Annotated in this window: 22 protein-coding genes and 1 pseudogene; 3 read left to right on the top strand and 20 right to left on the bottom strand. The window is 57.6% G+C overall.

Translation table 11 applies throughout. From position 1 onward, the window contains the following. Positions 1 to 301 (top strand): annotated as a pseudogene (locus BM315_RS19095) (IS3 family transposase); the annotation flags it as partial. Here the strand turns inward: BM315_RS19095 and BM315_RS25560 are convergent. The 11 genes from BM315_RS25560 to BM315_RS24420 all read right to left on the bottom strand — a co-directional run bounded on the left by BM315_RS25560 (position 199) and on the right by BM315_RS24420 (position 8309). After that, the gene (locus BM315_RS25560; RefSeq protein WP_090504222.1) at positions 199 to 678 is read right to left on the bottom strand and encodes an Imm50 family immunity protein; all 480 of its coding nucleotides are present in this window, start codon (positions 676 to 678) and stop codon (positions 199 to 201) included. The pseudogene BM315_RS19095 and the gene BM315_RS25560 sit on opposite strands and share 103 nt — an antisense overlap. Positions 679 to 764: 86 nt before the next feature. Next, positions 765 to 1163 (bottom strand): hypothetical protein, encoded by a 399-nt coding sequence (locus BM315_RS24430; protein ID WP_141123980.1) that lies wholly within the window; start codon positions 1161 to 1163, stop codon positions 765 to 767. A 570-nt stretch (positions 1164 to 1733) separates the two neighbouring features. After that, entirely contained in the window at positions 1734 to 2096 is a 363-nt protein-coding gene (locus BM315_RS19085; RefSeq protein WP_141123979.1) for a hypothetical protein, read from the bottom strand. Between the two features lie 114 nt (positions 2097 to 2210). Further along, positions 2211 to 3230, bottom strand: coding sequence for an AbiTii domain-containing protein (locus BM315_RS24705; RefSeq protein ID WP_170862260.1), 1020 nt, complete (start codon positions 3228 to 3230; stop codon positions 2211 to 2213). An 80-nt stretch (positions 3231 to 3310) separates the two neighbouring features. Continuing rightward, positions 3311 to 3847: a GrpB family protein gene (locus BM315_RS19075; protein ID WP_090504213.1), complete on the bottom strand. Its 537-nt coding sequence runs from the start codon at positions 3845 to 3847 to the stop codon at positions 3311 to 3313. A gap of 104 nt (positions 3848 to 3951) precedes the next feature. Beyond that, on the bottom strand, positions 3952 to 4425 hold the full coding sequence (locus BM315_RS24425; RefSeq protein ID WP_141123978.1) for a hypothetical protein: 474 nt from the start codon (positions 4423 to 4425) through the stop codon (positions 3952 to 3954). A gap of 137 nt (positions 4426 to 4562) precedes the next feature. Next, on the bottom strand, positions 4563 to 5168 hold the full coding sequence (locus BM315_RS19070) for a hypothetical protein (RefSeq protein WP_090504211.1): 606 nt from the start codon (positions 5166 to 5168) through the stop codon (positions 4563 to 4565). A 90-nt stretch (positions 5169 to 5258) separates the two neighbouring features. Then, positions 5259 to 5618 carry a nuclear transport factor 2 family protein gene (locus BM315_RS19065; RefSeq protein WP_090504209.1) on the bottom strand — a complete coding sequence of 120 codons (360 nt, stop codon included), beginning with the start codon at positions 5616 to 5618 and terminating at the stop codon, positions 5259 to 5261. Between the two features lie 177 nt (positions 5619 to 5795). Continuing rightward, positions 5796 to 6875 (bottom strand): restriction endonuclease, encoded by a 1080-nt coding sequence (locus BM315_RS19060; RefSeq protein WP_090504206.1) that lies wholly within the window; start codon positions 6873 to 6875, stop codon positions 5796 to 5798. A 360-nt stretch (positions 6876 to 7235) separates the two neighbouring features. Then, entirely contained in the window at positions 7236 to 7598 is a 363-nt protein-coding gene (locus tag BM315_RS19055; RefSeq protein ID WP_090504204.1) for a hypothetical protein, read from the bottom strand. Positions 7599 to 7997: 399 nt separating this feature from the next. Next, complete coding sequence (locus tag BM315_RS24420; protein ID WP_141123977.1) at positions 7998 to 8309, bottom strand: hypothetical protein; 312 nt, start codon at positions 8307 to 8309, stop codon at positions 7998 to 8000. Between the two features lie 424 nt (positions 8310 to 8733). Here BM315_RS24420 and BM315_RS19050 point away from each other — a divergent pair, with 424 nt between their 5' ends. Next, positions 8734 to 9699 carry an integron integrase gene (locus BM315_RS19050; protein ID WP_090504202.1) on the top strand — a complete coding sequence of 322 codons (966 nt, stop codon included), beginning with the start codon at positions 8734 to 8736 and terminating at the stop codon, positions 9697 to 9699. A gap of 223 nt (positions 9700 to 9922) precedes the next feature. On the opposite strand, the gene BM315_RS19045 is transcribed toward BM315_RS19050, so the two are convergent. The 6 genes from BM315_RS19045 to BM315_RS19020 all read right to left on the bottom strand — a co-directional run bounded on the left by BM315_RS19045 (position 9923) and on the right by BM315_RS19020 (position 16249). Next, entirely contained in the window at positions 9923 to 11308 is a 1386-nt protein-coding gene (locus BM315_RS19045) for an alpha,alpha-trehalose-phosphate synthase (UDP-forming) (RefSeq protein ID WP_090504200.1), read from the bottom strand. Continuing rightward, positions 11290 to 13089: a glycoside hydrolase family 15 protein gene (locus BM315_RS19040; protein WP_090504198.1), complete on the bottom strand. Its 1800-nt coding sequence runs from the start codon at positions 13087 to 13089 to the stop codon at positions 11290 to 11292. Before BM315_RS19040 ends, BM315_RS19045 begins: the two co-directional genes overlap by 19 nt. A 4-nt stretch (positions 13090 to 13093) precedes the next feature. Further along, positions 13094 to 13903, bottom strand: coding sequence for a trehalose-phosphatase (gene otsB, locus BM315_RS19035; RefSeq protein WP_090504195.1), 810 nt, complete (start codon positions 13901 to 13903; stop codon positions 13094 to 13096). 400 nt (positions 13904 to 14303) lie between these two features. Further along, positions 14304 to 14615 (bottom strand): hypothetical protein, encoded by a 312-nt coding sequence (locus BM315_RS19030; protein WP_090504192.1) that lies wholly within the window; start codon positions 14613 to 14615, stop codon positions 14304 to 14306. Positions 14616 to 14897: 282 nt separating this feature from the next. Then, positions 14898 to 15470: a COG3904 family protein gene (locus BM315_RS19025; protein WP_090504190.1), complete on the bottom strand. Its 573-nt coding sequence runs from the start codon at positions 15468 to 15470 to the stop codon at positions 14898 to 14900. Between the two features lie 74 nt (positions 15471 to 15544). Further along, a complete protein-coding gene (locus tag BM315_RS19020) occupies positions 15545 to 16249 on the bottom strand; it encodes a glutathione S-transferase N-terminal domain-containing protein (RefSeq protein WP_090504187.1) in 705 nt (234 codons plus the stop codon). A gap of 211 nt (positions 16250 to 16460) precedes the next feature. On the opposite strand from BM315_RS19020, the gene BM315_RS19015 reads away from it, so the two are divergent. After that, positions 16461 to 16898: an HIT family protein gene (locus tag BM315_RS19015; RefSeq protein WP_090504181.1), complete on the top strand. Its 438-nt coding sequence runs from the start codon at positions 16461 to 16463 to the stop codon at positions 16896 to 16898. Between the two features lie 13 nt (positions 16899 to 16911). Here the strand turns inward: BM315_RS19015 and BM315_RS19010 are convergent, their stop codons facing one another. The 3 genes from BM315_RS19010 to norV all read right to left on the bottom strand — a co-directional run bounded on the left by BM315_RS19010 (position 16912) and on the right by norV (position 20649). Then, positions 16912 to 17664: a substrate-binding periplasmic protein gene (locus BM315_RS19010; RefSeq protein WP_090504179.1), complete on the bottom strand. Its 753-nt coding sequence runs from the start codon at positions 17662 to 17664 to the stop codon at positions 16912 to 16914. A 400-nt stretch (positions 17665 to 18064) separates the two neighbouring features. After that, a complete protein-coding gene (gene norW / locus BM315_RS19005; protein WP_090504176.1) occupies positions 18065 to 19198 on the bottom strand; it encodes an NADH:flavorubredoxin reductase NorW in 1134 nt (377 codons plus the stop codon). Then, complete coding sequence (norV, locus tag BM315_RS19000; protein ID WP_090504173.1) at positions 19195 to 20649, bottom strand: anaerobic nitric oxide reductase flavorubredoxin; 1455 nt, start codon at positions 20647 to 20649, stop codon at positions 19195 to 19197. Before norV ends, norW begins: the two co-directional genes overlap by 4 nt. Between the last annotated feature and the right edge of the window lie 43 nt (positions 20650 to 20692).

Genomic DNA, 20692 nt, shown 5'->3' with positions numbered 1-20692 from the left:
ATACTGCCCGCAATGGCCGCAGGACGGCTTTGCCGACCTGAATGAAGCCAGGGGCTGGGTCAGGGACTTCATGCGCTGGTACAACCATGAGCACCGCCATAGCCGTATCCGCTTCGTCTCACCGGCCGAGCGCCATCGCGGCGAGGATCATCAGGTGTTGGCGCGCCGGCATGCGCTGTATCAGCAAGCCCGTGCCCGTCACCCGAGGCGCTGGTCAGGTAACACGCGCAACTGGGAGCCCATCGGGGCCGTCATGCTCAACCCGGAACGGGAGCAATCCGCGCTGGAAGAGGCGGCATAAAAAACACGGTCGACGCGACAACTACCTTGAAAAACGCCGGAGATGCTGGGCGCCCCCAGTGCTTCTGTGCTCTTGAATTCAATTGAATTTATAACGTTCTGATGATTGAACTCTGAAACTGAAAGATCAGAAACGCCCTTAAAAATAAAGTTAACCAATACGCTTTTGACGATTGCTAGCGCATATTCAGCAGTGCCCACGCCAACCTCAGCATATTGCCGTACATGAACAACGAGTTTGGCAAAGCAAATGTTTGTGTCTAGTGGCAATGCTCGCGATACAGAAAAAGAAATCACCTCAGCATCATGGAAGGAAGGCCAGAGCCCAAGCGCCTTCTCTACTTTCTCGGATCCGTCGATGTGTTTGATGATTTCCATATAGGCCTAACGATTAAGCTAAGGGGCAGGCAAAAGCGCAGCTTTTGACTGTCCAGCGAACGGAGTGAGTGACCTTGAGCGACTTGTTATAACCAAGCTGAGTGAATGGCATCGCCGTATCCCCAGATGATGGTTCCACAAACTAAGAGTAATAAAGCGGCCCACTGCAGGACATTTAAATACTTGACTTCCTCAAGGGTTAAGAAGCCGGCCGCCGTTTCCTGTGTAGGCTCCCCGCGCATTTGGCGGTGCAAACGAACCATTATCAAACCTTCGATAATTGCGCAAATTACGGTTGTAAGAGATCCGCTGCGCTGAAACCATTGTTCAGTTGTGTTTTGGATAGTTGATATTTGATTTAATAGAGCAGATAGGAAGTCGGTGCCCGAGGCTATGGGCAAGAGTAAAGCAAGGATGAGCCAAGCTGGATAGCCAAAGAGAGCCTTCTTGGGTAATCCTTGGTTAAAGCCTTTACTCCGATGCATGGCGAACTCTCTGGTTATAACGATTAAGCTAAGGGGCGGGCTTTAGCCCGTCCCAGCGAACGAAGTGAGCGATTTGAGCGCATTGTTATACGCAAACCACACTATTTCTTACTTTTGTTTTTGTATAATTCACGGGCGGATACTCACAGTGGTTTTGGAAGTACCACCACAGCAACTGTCCCTCGGCCTGTAAAATGCTTTCCCCGAACGTTGAGAAGTTACATGCCGAAATGCTAATGGGGCCGTAGTTTTCGATTATGTGCGAAAATTTTAGGGAATTTGCTTCTGATGTTGCATGACGTTTTGCGTGAGGATGATATCGTTTATTGAAGCTAGATTTCGTTTGGCCGATATAAATTATGTTGCTTTCGCCTTTCAGGCGACTAACATTTTTCTCGCTGCGAAATAGGTAGACTATGTTCTTCGCTTTTCTTGCATGTTCCGAGTCGTATACCCTGCGAAAGCTTTCTTCAGATACACAAGTTATTTTCTCAGGGAAGCGGGTGAATAAATTTTCAATCGCGATATAAAAATTATTTTTGTCAATTGATGAGATGATTGTTTTGTTTGTCATTGTGGACTGGCGCTCTTCTTGATGTCTGCGAGAGTCTCTGCTTCACCGTCTTTAATCCACTCTATCGAGGCGAATGAGTCTTTAATTTTTACAATTCCGTCCCGAGAAAACTCTTGCTCATGACTGCTGCGATAGATGATTAAGCAGTCTAAGAGGCTTATCAGGAGATCTTTATAACCTGAGTTGTCTATCTTGTATTGGCTGGGTTTGTCGAAAAAAAATGTTGCAAAATCAAGCCGATTTTCTTTACCAAGTGCCCCAAAAAATATCTCGCCAGAAATTTCCATATCTGGAAGGCACTGACTGGTTAGCTGATTTAACCTCATACCCTCGAATTCTGGATCAAAAATTTCTTTCAAGATTGGCGACCTCTGCGAGGATTTGAATTTGTGTATAACGCTTCAATAACCGGCGCAGCTTTGCTGCGTCCGGCGCCGAAGGCGCGAAGTTGATTGGTTTGTTAGAGCAATTTTTCACAGTAGGCTCAGTATGTCTCCAACGACCAAGTATGTATAAACCACATATCGATCTGCCTCGTCCTTAGAAACGCCAGCATGCGAACCTTTCTGAGCAGCTTTGAATACACTATCTAACCTGTCGCCTACGAATCCCAAGTGGCTGCCAACAATCTCCTCAAACCGCTCGGAATTTGAATTTTCCTCGAGAAAGGCTATCAGTCGGTTTATGTAATTGTCAGGACCAAGCTTTATTGTGCGTTTTTTGCCACCGATATCTTTCTCAATATCTTCTCTCGGTGGATACAATGAGTCAGCCAAATCTTGGAGTATTCTTCGGCAACTATGAACCGCATTAGCCCAGTCTTCTGGATTTTCGGATTTCAAATTTTCATAGACTGCCACAAGTTTTTGGGCTGCAACCGGAACTCTTTCGCCAATCGCTCCATCCACACTCTCGCGAATTCTCGAAAAAATATCATCAGCAATTCCAGAAAATTTAAGCTCATGATGCCGCTTAAGGGTATACGAATAAATGAACGAACGCCGTGATGAAAGGCGGCGCTGAGCTCGAGCCGCGTTTGTGCGAATAGTGTCCCTCTCAAACTTATTTCCAACTGGATTCCAAACCATCTGGTTTGGATTCGCTGATGATACTGAAACGTCCGGATCGCGAGCTGCGGCCAGAGCGGAATCTGCAGACTTTACTTCCTGTTCCAATTCCTCAACCGAAGTTGTGTATATGTAGGTTTTTATTTCGCCTGTTTTTTCATTTTTTTGTTGCGACTCACGCCCAGCAATAACGGCTAAGCGATAAATATCCTGAGATACACCGTCTGGTGTTGAAGGATATCCACTGGCTTCTAACTCCATTATTTTCTGGTTATCAAAATCATTTAATAGCCGAGCCAGCCTTGATGCTTTCAACAAAATATTGGCTAATGGCATTTCACATAGCTCAATATTTCTTAGTATGTCTTCAGACAATGCCAATGCTTCTCTCAGCGCTTGCCTGGATGGAGGTATCTGCTCATTCATACTCTATTGCTCTAACGATTAAGCTAAGGGGCGGGATTTAGCCCGTCCCAGTGAGCGAAGCGAACGATTTGAACCACTTGTTAGGCCCCGCGCAATATGGAAAGGACGAATTCTTCTTTTGCATTAGTGTAAGCCTCCCGATCTGTGGAATGCATGGTGGCGATTTTTGTCTTCAGCTCTGCATATTTTGTTGCGTACTCGGAGTTAGATCGTAACGTATTTCTGAATTTTAGTCGTTCATGCCAGATTGTACTGCCATGGACGACAAGATGAAGATGATGCGTTCGATGCCCGCTTGCCCAACGCATGAACCACTTTCGATCTGACAATGACTCGTTGAACTCAGCAGAAGTGTTATAGCCCGATTCACACAATGGCAACGCAAGTTGTTCGGCAATTGATATGGACTCAACGCCAGCAATAATATCGATGATTGGCTTGGAAATAAGACCGGGAATCGCGGTGCTTCCAATGTGCTGAATGTCTATAAAGACATCTTGAAATAGAGACATGAGGCGTTCTCGCTCAGCTTCAAACACCTGTGGCCAAGATGAGTCATACGAGTGCAACTCTACGTTTTCGTTGATAGCAGCGAGAAGCGACTCTTCTTCGGTCATGTTTGTTTTTCTTCTAGGCCTAACGATTAAGCTAAGGGGCGGGCTTTAGCCCGTCCCAGCGAACGAAGTGAGCGATTTGAGTGCATTGTTAGGAATGCGCCTGACTAAATAGCTTTCGAGTTTACCTGTATTTCATTAAGTGATTTTGAAAAGCCCTTCGCAGAGAAAATTGCAGTAAAAGATTTATTGTGAGTGCTTACGTCTACAAAGCTTTTATTTTTAAACTCTGAAAATAAATATTTTCTGCCTTCTGTTGTGGCTGGAAAGAAATAGCGCCGCTCGCCTTCGCAATATTGAAGATACCTGACCAGAGTGCCATTTACATACAGAGGGTTGTGGGAGGTAATGGTGCTCTCTTTACCCTCGCAGTCTGAATCAAACATAAATATATAAACTTCAGGGTTTCCTGATTTCGAGTTGGCAAGTTGGGCGTGAAGCGTGCCGTTGACTGAATCTCTTACTAGGTGTTCTCCGTTTTTTGATAAGTACCACTCTTCGATTTCTGGTTCTGCGTACGAAACTGAAGCCATAAAGGTAGAGAGTGCAAAAGTAAGTTTAATTATATTGTGTTTAATCATGGTATCTCCTTTTGATTTTTACTGTGAGCAGCGAGCAGATTTGATTTTGATCTGGCTACAAATTTATTCCTAACGTTTGGTTAAGGGGCGGGCTTTAGCCCGTCCCAGTGAGCGAAGCGAGCGGTTTGAACCATTTGTTAGCTGCTTGACTCCGCTACGGATTTAATTGTTTCGGCTAAATCTAGGTAAGAAGACTTTATCGGTTCTAGGCTCAGAAGCCGAGAATGGCTAATGCTTTTCTGTGAGCCAAGTGCATTATTAAGTTTGGTTGTGTTTATGCAGTAGAAACCCCATTGATCCATGTTTAATGGATTTACTGTGGATTTTTCTTTGTGTTTGAGTACGCAAAATACATAAACGTGCGAGGGCCTGATTTTTATCTTTGATCTTGAATTTGACTCTGCATCCCAGCCATGGGCAGGGCGGACACTAAAGCTGATATTAGATAATTTTTTCTGACTCCATGATTGGAGGTAAGCAGCGGATTTAACCTCGATACGAATACCAGATTCTGTTTTGAGATCATATGCGTCCCATTCTGTGCGAACACCGGTATTGCAGCCTACTGTCGAGGCAACTATGTATTCTGCCAAAACTCCACGAAGTGAGTTGCTTATTAGATCAGATGATGACCATTGCCAGAATGACAATAAGTCAAGGGCTACGGACTTATCGTTAACAATTAATGGTTCTTCACCAGTTTTTCTTGATGCTTTTATGGCGTAGAGAGTTTTAGAGGTCATGATTAAGCAGCTAACTGTTGGCTAAGGGGCGGGCTTTAGCCCGTCCCAGTGAGCGAAGCGAACGATTTGAGCCAGTTGTTAGACGGCTCTCTAGAACGCACTCTTCCATTGCTCTGTATCAATAAACCATCGCTCTTCGTATATTTTTTCTTCTGCAAATTTGAAGAGCACGGCCAGTTGCGAATTTTCGATTTTGGCCGATTTCCACTCAACAATAGAAACGACTTCGCCATCACCTTCTATATTGCGCAATTTCGTGATCTGGAAACCTGGTGGAAGAATATTGCTGAGACCATCAAGCGCTGTCCGGAAGGGCTGGCACCCTTTTAGTACATTATCTTGTCCCGGCATAATGAATGTCATGTCGTCTATATAATCCTGAACAAGCGTATCGAAATTGCCTGCTCCGAGAGCATCCCATCCTCTTTGTACGATATTTGCTAATTTCATTTCCGCGATCTCCCTATTGGCTCGTTTCTTGGGGGTAACGGTAGACGTCTAACGTTTGGTTAAGGGGCGGGCTTTAGCCCGTCCCAGCGAGCGGAGCGAGCGATTTGAACCACTAGTTAGGCGGAATGCACTTGGGGTCAGTTACGTAGGCCCGACCCTGTAGGGGGGGGTACTGCTCTAGATTGTATTTCTAGTGAGTTTCTTGATTATTAATATTTCGACTACTGGGATATCTTCTTTTTTAATAGCGAGGATTCCAAGTTTTTGTGCCATTTCCTGGGCTTGCCTAGTTTGCTCTGTTTCGCAGATTAATAAGGCTAAGTCAGCCTCGTAATAAAGTTTCGCTGTGCTGATTTCTTGAATAGCAGAGGTGTCAATTTTGCCAGCCCAGTTCTTGCATTGTGCTACAACGTTAAAGCCCCTCTTTTGGGCAATAATATCTGCCCCCATATCTCCTGTTTTAGGGGTCTCCATCGCAGTCCAGCCACTCTCTCGAAAGAGGGTGAGACATTCAGTTTCGTAATCAAGTCCTTTTTTATGATTTGTTGGTTCTGGATCATGCTCAGTGGCCAAGAAGTTCTTGGTGTCAATATCCAAGTCACCTATGCAGGAGTCCACAACGTTATTTACCAAAAGGCTGAGGATAGAAAATCCAAGGTTGTCGTTAGAATCGATGTCATGGCTTGCGATTAATTTTGTAGAGTAATCAAACTTTTCTTTTTCCCATGCGGAAAAATCGACGAATCCGTATATATCCTTCTTCGTCAGCTGGCGGCGTCTTTCATATAAAATATGTTTCTGATTTAGGCAGTCATTTTTCAAGTCGCTGATGAGATTGTCTATTGGTGAGTATAGATCTGCTTCGAGCCAGCTATTGATTGTATACAGAAGCATACTCAGCGCATAAAACTCAGCAAATGGAGACTCCTTTGAATCAGATGTAGCGAAGTAGTACTTCAGAGTGTAGGCTAGCGACTCTGTAATTAAATATTTATTGTGCTTTGTTTCTAGATTATTGGCCAGAAGAGTGAAGGTTCCTTCAAGCCCGTCAAGTGTTGTGGCAATATCTTGTGTTGTGTCGTTCGTATAAAACAAAAAACCATCGTTGTCGTTTGCTGGAAAGTAAGATAAGCAGGAGTCGACTAAGGTGTTTATACTTCTGTCATTGAATATAGTTTTTATGTTTTCAATAAAAACAGTGATTTGCTGTTTGATTATGTCGTGCTGTTTGATTTTTTCATTTAATTCATTATTCATGGTTCTTTGGTCTTATATTTTTGGTTGATGGGTTATTCTCTAGTAACCATTTATTCTTTTGCGATCGCGTTCTCAATTTGTAGTTGATTCCTCATTAGATAGTGCAGATATTGCCGCCTAACGTTTGGTTAAGGGGCCGGCTTCGCCGGTCCCAGTGAGCGCAGCGAACGATTTGAACCATTTGTTAGGCGTTTCCGTCGCTTGGGGATGTAAACCACGCGATGATTCCAGAGCTTAGTAAAACTGGGCCGGCAATATATGTGACATAGACGCCGATATACGAAACTGTCATCCATATAAGGATGTAGATCACGAGAGTGAACCAGAAAATCACAGATGCCTTATTATGAATCCAGCTTTTCATTTTGCGATAAACCCCTTTCCATCAGGAGATCTTGTTATTGATTTTCCTGGGTTGCGTTTAGCCCAATCCAATGCCTCACTGAAGTCGTCAAAATAAGACGATGCGTTCTGCCTGGGATTATGAGTATTTTGGGATAGTTCTGTTTGGCTCTCACTGAACACCATAAGCTTTGCGCAAGGTAAAAACGTTCCTTTTTCACCCGCCTTGATAACTCTCCCGCTTGCATTCCACTCTTTAAGAGTCAAATAGCCGATTGCACGAAGCTCGTGCTCCCAATCATCGTTCCAGCATGGTGAATCCCAAGGAGCAAAGTCCGCTGACATCCCCGCAGCACCAAATGTATCTTCCCAGTCACCCATTCTGTCCCCCAGAAACGCCTAACGTTTGGTTAAAGGGCGGGCTTTAGCCCGTCCCAGCGAGCGCAGCGAGCGATTTGAACCAATTGTTAGACGCTCGGATGTACGCATAATCTAAAGCACCGCTTTCCCGCTTGTAACGCATTGCGCGATGAGCCTGGCGCAACGCAGTAAATTTAATGTTTCGATGAAACTGAAAAACCGCAATTTAAACGTGCCTCGATAGTGGCGGCGGACGATCAGTAAACGCAAATTTTGAACCGCTGTAAACCCGAAAGCAGTGGAGCGATGTTGCGGATGTACGCGGTGCAAAAAACCATTAAGCAGAATGCGGTTAGCTAACGCCTTGCTCACCGGCAAATTTGGAGCGCAGCGGAAAATTTGTCCGAGTGCAGCAACTTGTTAGGCATAATGCTTGAGCGCCTTTCGTGTAAGTGTGAAAGTAAAGTCGCTCTTTTGGTTAAGCCAACCTTGGTTTACCAGAGCTTTGCAAAGCGAAAGCTCTGAATCAGATATTGGTAGATAGCTTTTTTTAGCTTTGGATTTTAAGATCTTTTCTAGCATTGCAAACTCATCATCCGAAATAGCCAAGATATTTTCTGGATCAGTCCTGTTGCTGAATATTCGTATAAATATTGATTTCACTTTATCCCAGAAAAACCACAATGCAGATAAGCCACCCAAAAGAGTGGCTATTGTTATTATCACTTCCATCATTTACTCAGGCTTGGTGGGTTCCTTGGCTACGGGTTGACGGTGGAACTCTAGAAAAAGGGTTAGTGGTATCAGCCACGGTGCAATAAAAATCCACCCGATGATAGGTATAGCCGATAATAAAACCACGGTTATTCTGAGTATATTTACTTGTCTGTTGGTTTTTGAGTTATACCAAGCAGCTAAATTTCTTAACATAAATGCGCCATTTTGTTGATTGCCTAACAGTGATTAGATGGAATTCTTCGTTAATCCGATGCTAGTGGATTCCGCATAAGCACGCACCAATTTGAATCTGTGAAACTGAAAATCCCTACAGATCAACATGTTACGCCAGTGCATCAGGTGTTTTCCCGTATTCGCTTGACTTCCGCATTCTGCGCTACCATTACTACTGTATAAAAATACAGCAACAGGAGCCGACATGGACAGTTCAGCCTCCAAGCCCCGTCTGCGTGAGCAGGTCAGAGCGGTGATGCGAGTGCATCACTACAGCATCCGCACCGAGAAGACCTATTGGTACTGGATTCGCTACTTTATCCGCTTCCATCAGTTGCGCCATCCGCTGGAATTGGGCGCAGCAGAGGTCAATGCCTTTCTCACTTGGCTGGCAGTGGAACGCAAGGTGGCAGCCGCGACCCAGAACCTGGCGCTCAATGCTCTGGTGTTTCTCTACGCTAAGGTGCTGCAACAGCCACTGGGCCAGGTCGGCGAGGTCGTGCGGGCCAAGCGCTCTGCGCGCATTCCCTGCGTACTGACACATGCCGAGGCGACGGCGCTCATCGGCCTGCTGGGTCAGCCTTACCAGTTGTTGGCCTCACTCATGTATGGCGCCGGCTTGCGGGTGGTGGAAGCGGCGCGTCTGCGCATCAAAGATGTGGATTTCGACCGGCAGGTGATCACCGTGCACGATGGCAAGGGCGCCAAGGATCGCACCACGTTGCTGCCGGCCTCGCTAATAACTCCACTGCTGGAGCGCAGGCAGCGCATGTTCGCGGCCTGGAAGCAGCAGGACAGTTTCTATCAGGCCGCCGTTAGCCTGCCCTTTGCGCTGCGCCGCAAATACCCGAATGCGGCTCGCTCGTTCGAGTGGCAATGGCTGTTTCCCTCCACCGGACTGTGCATGGATGAAGATGGCACTGTCGTGCGCCATCACATCCATGTCAGCTCCATTCAGAAGGCGGTCAAACAGGCGGTGCGACGCTCCAGCATTCATAAGCCGGCCGGCTGCCACACCTTGCGCCATAGTTTTGCCACCGAGCTGTTGCGCCGCGGCAGCGATATCCGCACGGTGCAGACCTTGCTGGGCCATGCCGATGTGCGCACCACCCAGATCTATACCCATGTACTGGGCCAGGGGTTTGCCGGGGTGCAGAGCCCTTTGGGTTAGCTGTGACTCGGGCACGCTACCGCCGCCCCTGCGCACAACGGGGCTGGCGACTGCATGACAAAAAGACAGGGAGTGACGGCGGTCCTGGCCGGATGGGCGGGGTTGGCTGGCATTCCCTTGGTTTGGCCGAGCATAGTGCAGTGTGTCGCCCGAGCCAAGCCAGGGCGCCTGCGGCCTGGCAACGCATAGCTGTTGCCGTGGCAGGGTTGAGATATTCCGCCCATCACTCGGGCGGGCGCCCCGGCCAGGTCAGGGCCTCGATGAAGCTGTTGCCCCAGTTGCGGATGTGGTTGGTCTCCAGCACGGCGTACATCTCCCGGTGGCGCGCGCGGCGTTCCTCCAGCGGCATGTCCAGGGCGCGGTGGATTGCGTCGGCCATGGCATCGCGGTCGTGGGGGTTGACGAGCAGCGCCGCGTCCAGTTCGGCGGCGGCGCCGGCGAACTGCGAGAGGATCAGCACGCCCGGGTCGGCCGGGTCCTGGGCGGCGACGAACTCCTTGGCTACCAGGTTCATGCCGTCGCGCAGGGGCGTGACCAGACCGATGCGCGCCATGCGCATGATGGTGGCGACTTCCTCGCGCCTGTGGTTGCGGCTGACGTAGCGCAGCGGCACCCAGCTGGCGGCGCCGAAGCGGCCGTTGATGTGCCCCACCTTGGCGCTGACGGCGGCATCGATTTCGATGTACTCGGGGATGTCCTGGCGGCTGCCGGGGGCGATCTGCAGGTAGCTGAGGTGGCCGTGCCAGGCGGGGTATTTCTCGAGGAAGCGCTCGTAGCCGTCGAGCCGGTTGACGATGCCCTTGGAGTAGTCGAGGCGGTCGACGCCGACCATCAGGGTCCGCCCGGAGAGGCTTTCGTCGAGTTCCTCGGCGAAGGTGCTGTGCGTCGCGGCCTCGGCCAGGCGGCGAAACCCCGCGCTATCGATACCCACCGGGAACACGCCGACGCGAAAGTGCTGCTGGCCCAGGTGGTAGTGGCGCCCGTCGCGGGTGGTCGCGCCGGTCACGCTGGTCAGGTAACGGGCGAAGTTGCCGGCGTCGTTGTCGGTCTGGAAGCCGATCAGGTTGTATTCGGTGAGCGCGCCGACCACTTCGGCGTGATGGGGCAGGGCGGTCAGCAGGTCGGGCGGGGGCATGGGGATGTGCAGGAAGAAGCCGATGCGGTTGGCATGGCCGCGTGCGCGCAGGGCCAGCGCCAGCGGCATCAGGTGATAGTCATGCACCCAGAGGATGTCATCCGCTTCGAGCAGCGGGCTGAGGCGCTCGGCGAAGAACGCGTTGACCCGCCGGTAGCCGTCGAGATCGGTCTCGCAGAACTCCGCGAGATCGACCCGGTAGTGCAGGATCGGCCACAGCACGCGGTTGGCGAAGCCGTTGTAGTACTCCCGGAAGTCTTGCGGGCGCACGTCGGTGAGTACGTACGTCATGTGCCCGCACTCGAGCGTCGTGGGCGGCGGCGGGTCGTCGGCGACTTGCCCGCTCCAGCCGAACCAGAGCCCGTCGCGGCCCTGCAGGGTGGCCTCCACCGCCACCGCGAGGCCACCCGGCGCCGGGCGCCCCTGTTCGTCGGGCAAGGCAACCCGGTTGGAGATCACCACGAGCCGCGACATAGGCCTTCCTCCCAACTGATGGACAGGCGCATGGCGGTGTTGACCAGCCCGGCCATCGAGTAGGTCTGCGGAATGTTGCCCCACATCTCGCCGGTATGCGGGTGCAGATCCTCGGCGAGCAGGCCGTAGGTGTTGCGTGCGGCGACCAGCTCGGCGTAGCGCGCGCGGGCCTCGTCGCGCCGGCCGATCGCCGCCAGGGCGTCCAGGTACCAGAACTTGACCACCAGGAACGCGGTTTCGGGCAGGCCGAAATCGTCGGCCGTGGCGTAGCGCAGCAGGTGGCCGTTGACGTTGAGTTCGCGGCCCACGCAGTCCACGGTGGCGATGAAGCGCGGGTCCTGGGCGTCGATGATGCCCAGTTCGTGCATCAGCAGCACGCTGGCGTCGAGGTCGTCGTGGCCGAAGCTGCCGGTGAAGGCCTGGCGCCGCTCGCTCCAGGCGTCGCGCAGGATGCGTTGGCGCAGGCGCTGTGCTTCCGCGCGCCAGGTCGCTGCCGCGGGCGCCAGGCCGAGGCGTGCGGCGATGCGTCCGACCCGGTCGCAGGCGACCCAGCAGAGCAGGGCCGAATGGGTGTGCACGCGCTGGCGACCGCGATATTCCCAGATGCCGGCATCGGGTTCGAAGGCGAAGCAGGCCGCCCGCGAGGCGAGCGACTCGAGCAGGCGCAGCATGGCCTCATCGCCCGGATTGGGCAGGCGCTCGTCGACGAAGCTCTGCGCCACGGCCAGCACCACGGAGCCGAAGACGTCGTGCTGGATCTGCTCGGCGGCCTGGTTGCCGACCCGCACCGGGCCGTGGCCGAGGAAGCCGGCCAGGTCGGGCTCGACTCGCTCTGTGAGGTCGAGGTCGGGGACTATGCCGTACAGCGGTTTGAGCTCGGCACCGCCGGCCGCCACCGTGGTGATGAAATCGACGTAGCGCTCCATGGTCTTGGTCGCGCCGAGGCGGTTGAGCGCCAGGATCACGAAATAGGCGTCACGCAGCCAGCAGTAGCGGTAATCCCAGTTGCGTTGCGAGCCGGGGGCTTCGGGGATCGAGGTGGTCACCGCGGCGATGATCGCGCCGGTCTCCTCGAAGCTGCACAGCTTGAGGGTGATCGCGGCGCGGATCACCACCTGCTGCCATTCGAAGGGGATCGCCAGCGCGCGCACCCATTCGTGCCAGCAGGCGTTGGTGCGCTTGAGGAAGCTCTTGACCACCTCTTGCGGGGCATCGTCGAGCGGCTCGTCGACGCCCATCACCAGGCTGATCGGGCGGGTCAGGGCGAACGGGGTCTCGCCGAGGATGTAGGACAGCGGTGCATCGGTGGTCAGGCGGATGGGGTCGGCGCCACCCAGGTAGCGGATGTGGCTGGAGCCGGCGGCGGCCTGGCAGGGTTTGCCGTAGCCATGGGTCGGGCGCATGCGCAGGGTTATGCGCGGCAGCCCCTGCAGCGGCTCGATCAGGCGGCACAGCTGGGCCGGGCGGAAGTGGCGGCCGTACTGGAGAAAGCGCGGGGCGAAGTCGGTGATACGCACGGCGTTGCCGGCCGCGTCCTCGAGGGTGGTGCTGATGATCGCGGTGTTGCGCAGGTAGGTCGAGCGGCTGCTGCTCAGGCCGTCGAGCAGGCAATCGCAGAAGCCCTTCTCCTGGTCGCCGGCGAGCAGGCGCGAGAAGGCCGGATCGCCGTCGAAGTTCGGGTAGCACCACCAGACCAGGCGGCCCAGGGTATTGACCAGCGCGGCGACGCGGCAATTGCCGATCAGGCCGAGTTCCAGCGCACCCTGGTGTTTGTTGGTCATCGCGCTATCCCCCTGCCGCACGGATGAGGGCGGCCCGTACCTCTGCCGGATCGGCGAAGACGGCGCTGGCGCCGGGCAACAGGCGCCCGACCGACAGGGCCAGCCCGCCCAGCCCAGGCATCAGGGCCAGGGCGGGCCCATCGGTGAGGTCGTCGCCGATGAACAGCGGCCGCCGTCCGGCGAAGGGCGCCACTTCGAGGAAGCGCCGGATCGCCTGGGCCTTGTCGCTGCCATGGGCGATGACCTCGAACACCATCTTGCCGGGCAGCAGGCGCAGCCCTGCGTTCTCGGGTTCGCCGAGCAAGGCGTGCAGGGCCGCGGCCAGCGCCGGGCCGGAAGCTGGCGCGGTGCGGTAATGCAGGGCGAAGCTGCTGCCCTTGTCCTCGCTGAGGATGCCGGCCTGGGCACGCGCCAGGGCCTGCAGCCGCTCACGCACGGGCGCGGCCAGCGCCGCCGCCTCATGCTGCAGCGGCTTGTCGGCATGCACGCGCCACTGCGCGCCGTGGACGCCGCAGGCGGGCAGCCGCAACGGCGCGAAGAGTCGGTCGAGATCGTCGAGCGGGCGGCCGCTGACCAGCGCCAGTGCGCCATCGAGGCGTCGATGCAGGGATGCCAGGGCCGCGCACAGCGCGCGCGGCACGCAGACCGCAGTGGGGGATTCGGCGATATCCAGAAGGGTGCCGTCGACATCGAGAAACAACGCGCCTGCCTGCTTGCGGTCGCTCAGCCAGGCGTCGAGCCGGGCACTGGCCGAAGCCTCGCCATGCGAGGCACTGGCCACGCCGGCTGGTCCTTGAACCATCGGACGAGACATGGGCCACTCTCCACATTGCCACCCCGTCGCGGCAGCGCATCGGCGGCAGCGAACGAGAGGAAGGGAGAACCAAGAATAGCACCGCATACCAGGGCTATCGACCCGAGGACGGGCATGGCACCTACTCGGACCGGGTAGGGTGCGCGGGGCCGCCTAGGCCGTGCGCACCGCTGGCGAAGATGCCTGGTGCGCGCGGCGCACCCTACTTGTCATGGCTGCGAATCCGCCAGGGGCCGCCTTCTCGGCCAGCCTTCAGCGGAGTGTTTCAGGCTAACGCGGATCGTCCATGTGCCCATGTGCCCATGTGCCCGGTGGGGTAGGGTGCGCCGTGCGCACCGCTGGTGGCGGATGAGCCTATGCGCCCTGAGCGGATTCCTCTCGGCAGCCGCCGAGCAACCGATCAGTCATCGTCATCGCACTTGACCTCTTTCTTGAACTCGTCGTATTTGGCTTCGATCTTGACCCTGCAGCCGCGCTCCCGGTATTCGTCCTTCCACTCGCCACGCGGCCAGTGGGCGCCGCGGCCGTGCGGGCATTTGATCTCTTCCTTGTAGTCGCCGTCGTCGAACTCGCGCTTGACCCGGCACGGGCCGTCCCGGAACTCCTCCTCCCACTCGTCGTCATCGTGGCGATGGTCGGCCGCCGCCGGGCTCAGCCAGGCGGTGGCCATCGCGCCCAGTAGCCACAGAGCCAGCATGGGTTTCACGCTCATCTCACCACCTCCGCAACAGAAGACAGCGGCTGGGCATTGCGCTTGATCGCTTGCCTACCTGGCGATACGACAACGCGCGCTGGCTATTTATCCGCGTAGCCGGCGGCAATCGGCAGACGCTGCATGGCTCGCTGGGAGGCTTGCCGGTCAGGGGCGACGCCGGCCGCTGTTGGTTCCGTGGTCGCGAAGCGAGGCGGAACCGAGCAGATCGTGCCGGGTCGATGAGCGTTTCGTGGAAAGCCGCGCCGCGTGTCCCGGCCAGGGTTATCCCGGCGGGCTGCGTCACTCGAGCCCGTAGCCGGCCAGTTCCTGCGCCGAGAGCACGCGCATCCGGTGCGGGGCGATGCGCTGCATCTCGTCCGCCAGGCGGGTGGGGATGTTCATTTCGCGCAAATAGGCGGCCGGGTCGTAGCGCTGCCCCTGGTGAGCGGCCTGCGCCTGGGCCGAATCGCCGCTGGGAAAGTAGGGGCGGTGCAGGCCGACATGGCCGCTGACGGTCTTTTTATGGCCGGCGGCCAGCAGGTAGATGCAGCTGCCCTGACAGACGCCGTCAGTAGGCACCAGAACGTCGAAGCCCGTCTCGCGCAGCAGGCGGCCAATGCGCATGGCTTCCGGAGCGCTGCCGCCGATGCTGTTCAGCAGCACTACTTTGCGGGCGAATTTGCCCGGGTTGGCGCGCAAACCCTTGAGCAGGGCTTCGTAGTCGCCCGGGGCGATGTCCTCGGAAATCCGCGCGGCCAGCACCGGGCCGAGGCGCTGCTGCTGGGCGGCTTCGACCTCGACCCTGGCCTGACTGGCCGCCGGGCAGAGTACGGCGAGGCAGAGCAGGCTGATCGGGAGAAGGGGAGTACGCATGGAGCGGCTGGGTCCTGGAGGGCGGCGGTGCGCAGACGATACCCGCTGCGGCGGATCTGCGCACCTCGAGCCGCTCAGTCGCGCTGGGGGATGGCCAGCCCGCGGATCACCGCCGGGCGCGAGAGGAAGGCGTCCAGTGCGCGGCTGACGTGGGTGAAGCGCTCGATCTGCACCAGTTCGCCGGCCTCGTAGAAGCCGATCAGGTTGCGCACCCAGGGGAAGGTGGCGATGTCGGCGATGCTGTAGGCGTCGCCCATGATCCAGCGGCGGCCGTCCAGGCGTCGGTCGAGCACGCCGAGCAGGCGCTTGGCTTCCTCGACGTAGCGCTCGCGCGGGCGCTTGTCCTCGTAGTCCTTGCCGGCGAATTTGTGGAAGAAGCCGACCTGGCCGAACATCGGCCCGACTCCGCCCATCTGCCACATCAGCCACTGGATGGTTTCATAGCGGCCGGCGGCGTCCTGCGCGATCAACTGGCCGCTCTTGTCGGCCAGATAGAGCAGGATGGCGCCGGACTCGAACAGCGCCAGCGGCTCACCGTCCGGGCCGTTGGGGTCGAGGATGGCGGGGATCTTGTTGTTCGGGTTGAGCGAGAGGAACTCGGGCGACAGTTGCTCGTTGCGCTCGAAACTGACCAGGTGCGGCTCGTAGGCCAGGCCGGTTTCTTCCAGCATGATCGACACCTTGACCCCGTTGGGCGTCGGCAACGAATACAGCTGCAGGCGCTCGGGGTGCTGGGCGGGCCATTTGCGGGTGATGGGGTAGGCGGAGAGGTCGGTCATAGCGCTTCCAGTCATCATGCGGTGGGAAAAGGCCGGGCCAGGTGCAGCGTGACGCGGCTCGGGGGAATCAAACCACTATCGGCCCCTTCGTGAAAATCGATAGTTGCAGTAATGGGCATCAACCGGGTTGATGGAGCGTGGGCCATGGTTTCCTGCGACGCGGGCAAAGCGGTATGGTGCGCACTTCGACCCACCGCAACGGAGAACCCCGATGAGCCTGCATGGCGATTACGACCCGCAGAACATCTTTGCCCAGATCATTCGCGGCGAGGCCCCCTGCTACAAGCTGTACGAGGACGACGATGTGCTGGCCTTCCTCGATCTGTTTCCCCAGGCCCATGGCCATACCCTGGTGATCCCCAAGCGGGTGGCGGCGCGCAATATCCTGGAGATAGACGCGCAGAGCCTGGCCAAGCTGATGGCCGTGACCCAGCAACTGACCCGGGTGCTGGTCGCCGAGCTGCAGCCGGACGGCGTACAGGTCGCCCAGTTCAACGGTGCCCCGGCCGGGCAGACGGTGTTCCACCTGCATATGCACATCATCCCGCGGGTTGCCGGCCAGGACCTGGGCATCCACGCCGCCAACCGCGCCGATCCGGCGGAGCTTGCGCAACTGCAGGCGCGCCTGGTCAAGCGTCTGGCTGGCTGAGCCGGCGCCGCCTTCAGTCGAGCCCGTAGCGCCGCAGCAACAGCTGCCACTCGGGGTTGGCCTGCAGCGAGGCGGTGGCCCGGGTCACGAACTCGGCCACCTGCGGATCCAGGTCCGGTTGCAGCAGCAGGTGACGACTGAAGCCGTTCAGCGGCCTGGCGGAGAAGTGCAGGCGCTGGTTCAAGCCCAGCCGCCGGCTATAGAAGAGCGCGCTAGTGCGCGGGATGAGGATCAGGTCGAGGCGTTTGCTCAGCAGCTTGTTGAGGTTCTGCTCGCCCTGGAGTACGTCCTTGCGCTGGATCAGCCCGCGCTCGATATCCGCCTCGATAGGCTGGTACCTGTGGCCGAGCACCCCGCCGAGGGTGCGGCCATGCAGGGAGGCGGGGCCGTCGTAGTCGAACGGTTGCTCCGCCCGCGAGAGGAGCTCCTGCTGGTCTTGCAGCAGGGCGGGCGTCCAGGTGGATCGAGCGCAATGGGCAGCGTCGAGAAATACCGGGTTGACCCACAGCAACAGCTCGACCTGGCGCCGTTGCAGGCTCAGGTCCAGGCGTTTGCGCGGCTGATAGACCAGCTTGAAGTGGAAGCGGCCGCGGTTGTCCGCATGCTGGTTGAACAGTTCGAGCAGGTCGTAGGACAGCCCTTGCCGGCTGTCGCGGTCGAGGATGAACGGCGGTATCAGGTGATAGGTCCAGGCGAGTACCTCGCGTTGGGCATAGCCGGTCAGCGGTAGCAGGTACAACAGCAGAAGCAGGAGACCCTTGCGCATGATACGGCTCGCCACAAGCAGGTTTGAGTGGACTATAGAGCCCTTTGCCTTGGCGGGAGATGACGTCCCACACCGAACTTGACTCAGGACAAGCCATACGTCGGCGCGGCGGATGATGGAACCGGTGCCACACTTGGCGGCATGAACCGGTGCTTGGTGGGTGAGTCCGCGCGCATTGACACCAGTGGCGTGTCACCGATCATTTGTCGTGGACACCGTTAGCCATCGCGTTGTAGGAGCCGGCCATGCCGGCGATTCGCACGCATGGCGTGCTCCTACAGGTTGGCGACATTTGAACCCTGTCGTGACACCAGATGCCGGACCCGTTTGCCCGAGGCCCGGGCTCCGGCCGGGCGAAGGAGGGGGCGGACGTCGGCGTCCGCCCCGGCACCCGGCCGTTTCAGCCGGGCAACTGGCGTAGCAGGGCGAAGGCGTTCTGCAGGCGGCCCTCGCTGACCACGAAGCCACGCAACTGCGCCTGCGCATCGAAGGCCTGGGCCAGCATGCCCTGGTCGTCGAAGCTGAGCTGCCAGTCGAGGTGCTCGCCGCTGGTCTCGCCGGCCAGTTGCAGCGGCAGGCGCGGGGTCTTCACCCGGATCAGCATGGGCGGCAGCTGCAACACCTGCGGCTGGCCGAGCAGGGTCTTGGCCAGGGCGCTGGCCGCCAACTGGGTCGGCTGCAGGAACGGCAGCACGCGGCCGTCGATCTCGGCGCAGTCGCCCAGGGCGTAGATGTGCTCGGCGCTGGTCTGCAGGTGGCGGTCGACCTGGATGCCGCGGCCCACGGCGAGCCCGGTGCGGCGCGCCAGGTCGACGCCGGGGCGCAGGCCGATGGCGGCGATCGCGCTGTCGCAGTCGACCCATTGGCCATCGTCCAGGTAGGCACGAATGCCGTCGCCGCTCCGCTCCAGGCGCTGCAGGCCGCTACCCAGGCGCAGTTGCGCGCCACTGGCGACCAGGCAGGCCTGCAGGCGGGCGCTGACCGCCGCCGGCATCAATGACGCCAGCACGCTGCTGGCCTGGTCGACCAGCACCACCTGCTTGCCGCTGCTGAGCAGGTCCATCGCCAGCTCGCTGCCGATCAGCCCGGCGCCCAGCACCAGCACCCGGCGCGCATCGCGCAGCTGCGCCTCGGCCGCCTGGTATTCGCCCTGGCTGTTGAGCGTCAGCAGCAGCTCGTGGCCCGGCACCGGCGGCACCAGGGCACTGGCTCCGGTGGCCAGCACCAGTTGGGCGTAGGCGTGGCTGGCGTCGGCGGTATGCACGCGGCGCGCCTGCGGGTCGATCGACTCGACCCGGGTGAAGGGCTGCATGACGACCTGGTACTGTTCGGCGAAGCGCGCGGCGCTCAGGCGGGTCAGCTCGGCGCTGCTGCGGCCCTGGCTGAACACATGGCTGATGTCCGGCTTGTTGTACTCGTCGCCGCTGTCGGCGGTGAGCATGCGGATGGGCACCTCCACGTCCAGTTTGCGCAGGCTCTTGACCAGTTGGCAGGCGGCGAACCCCGAGCCGATGATGAGGATTTCGCGGCTCATGCTGCCTTCTCCCGCAGTACGTCGAAGACATCCTTGCCCAGGCTGCATTCGGGGCAGAGGAAGTTGTCCGGCACCTCGCTCCAGGGCGTGCCGGCGGCGACGCCCTGCAGCGGTTCGCCGAGTTCGGGTTGGTAGACCCACTGGCAGACGCTGCACTGCATGGCCGGGCCGACATCCCCCGCCGGGGCGACCGGTGTCTGGGCGGCGGGTTTGGCCGCTGCCGGAGCAGCGACTCGGCTGGATCCCGGCGGCGTGGCCAGGGCCCATTCGCGCGCCAGTTGCCGGCCATGGGCGCGGCAGGCCTCCAGGGCGCTGCCGTCGGGGCGCCATTTGCTCTTGAGCGACAGCGAGGTGGTGAAGCCGGCGTCCATCAGGCGGGTCTGGATGCGGTCCACGGCGCCGCCGTTCCAGCCGTAGCTGCCGAAGGCGGCGGCCTTCTTGTTGCGAAAGCGCAGGCCGGTGATCTCCTCCAGCATGCCGGCGATCTTCGGCATCATCACGTTGTTCATGGTCGAGGAGCCGACCAGGATGGCCTTGGAACGGAACACCTGGGTGAGGATCTCGTTCTTGTCGTGGCGGGCGACGTTGAAGATCTTCACCGCCACGCTCGGGTCGGCCTCGTGGATGCCCTGGGCCAGGGCGTCGGCCATCATCCGGGTGTTGTTCGACATGCTGTCGTAGAACAGGGTGATGCGGTTTTCCTGGTAGTGGTCGGCCCACTCCAGGTACTTGCCGACGATCTGCGCCGGGTCGGTGCGCCAGACCACGCCGTGGGCGGTGGCGATCATCGACAGCGGCAGGTTGAAGCCGAGCACCTCGTTGATCTTGGCGGTGACCAGCGGGCTGAACGGGGTGAGGATGTTGGCGAAGTAACGCAGGCACTGCTCCATCAGCTCCTGCTGGTCGACTTCGTCGTTGAACAGGTGCTCGTCGCAGTAGTGCTGGCCGAAGGCATCGTTGCTGAACAGCACGGCGTCGCCGCTGAGGTAGGTCATCATGCTGTCGGGCCAGTGCAGCATCGGCGTCTCGATGAACACCAGCTGCTTGCCGTTGCCGATGTCCAGGCTGTCGCCGGTCTTCACCGGGATGAAGTTCCACAGCGGCTGGTGATGGTGGCCGGTGATCGAGTCGATGGCGTTGGCGGTGCAGTAGATCGGCGTGCCGGGGATGCGCGCCATCAGCTCGGACAGGGCGCCGGCATGGTCCTCTTCGGCATGGTTGATGACGATGTAGTCGATGCTCGCCAGGTCGATCTGGCTGGCCAGGTTGAGGATGAACTCGCGGCTGAAGCGATGGTCGACGGTGTCGATCAGCACGGTCTTCTCCTCGCGGATCAGATAGCTGTTGTAGCTGGTGCCCTTGAGGGTCTTGTATTCGGTGCCGTGAAAGTCACGAACCTCCCAATCGCGCTGACCGACCCAGTGGATGTTTTCTTTGAGCAGAATAGTCATACAAATGCGTACCTTGCAGAGGTGGATAGATAAGCCTGCCCGT

Origin of the sequence: Pseudomonas borbori, from assembly GCF_900115555.1 — a bacterium.
GTDB lineage: Bacteria > Pseudomonadota > Gammaproteobacteria > Pseudomonadales > Pseudomonadaceae > Aquipseudomonas > Aquipseudomonas borbori.
Note: the sequence above shows the minus strand (reverse complement) of the source record. Positions and strands in the feature narration are given on the sequence as shown.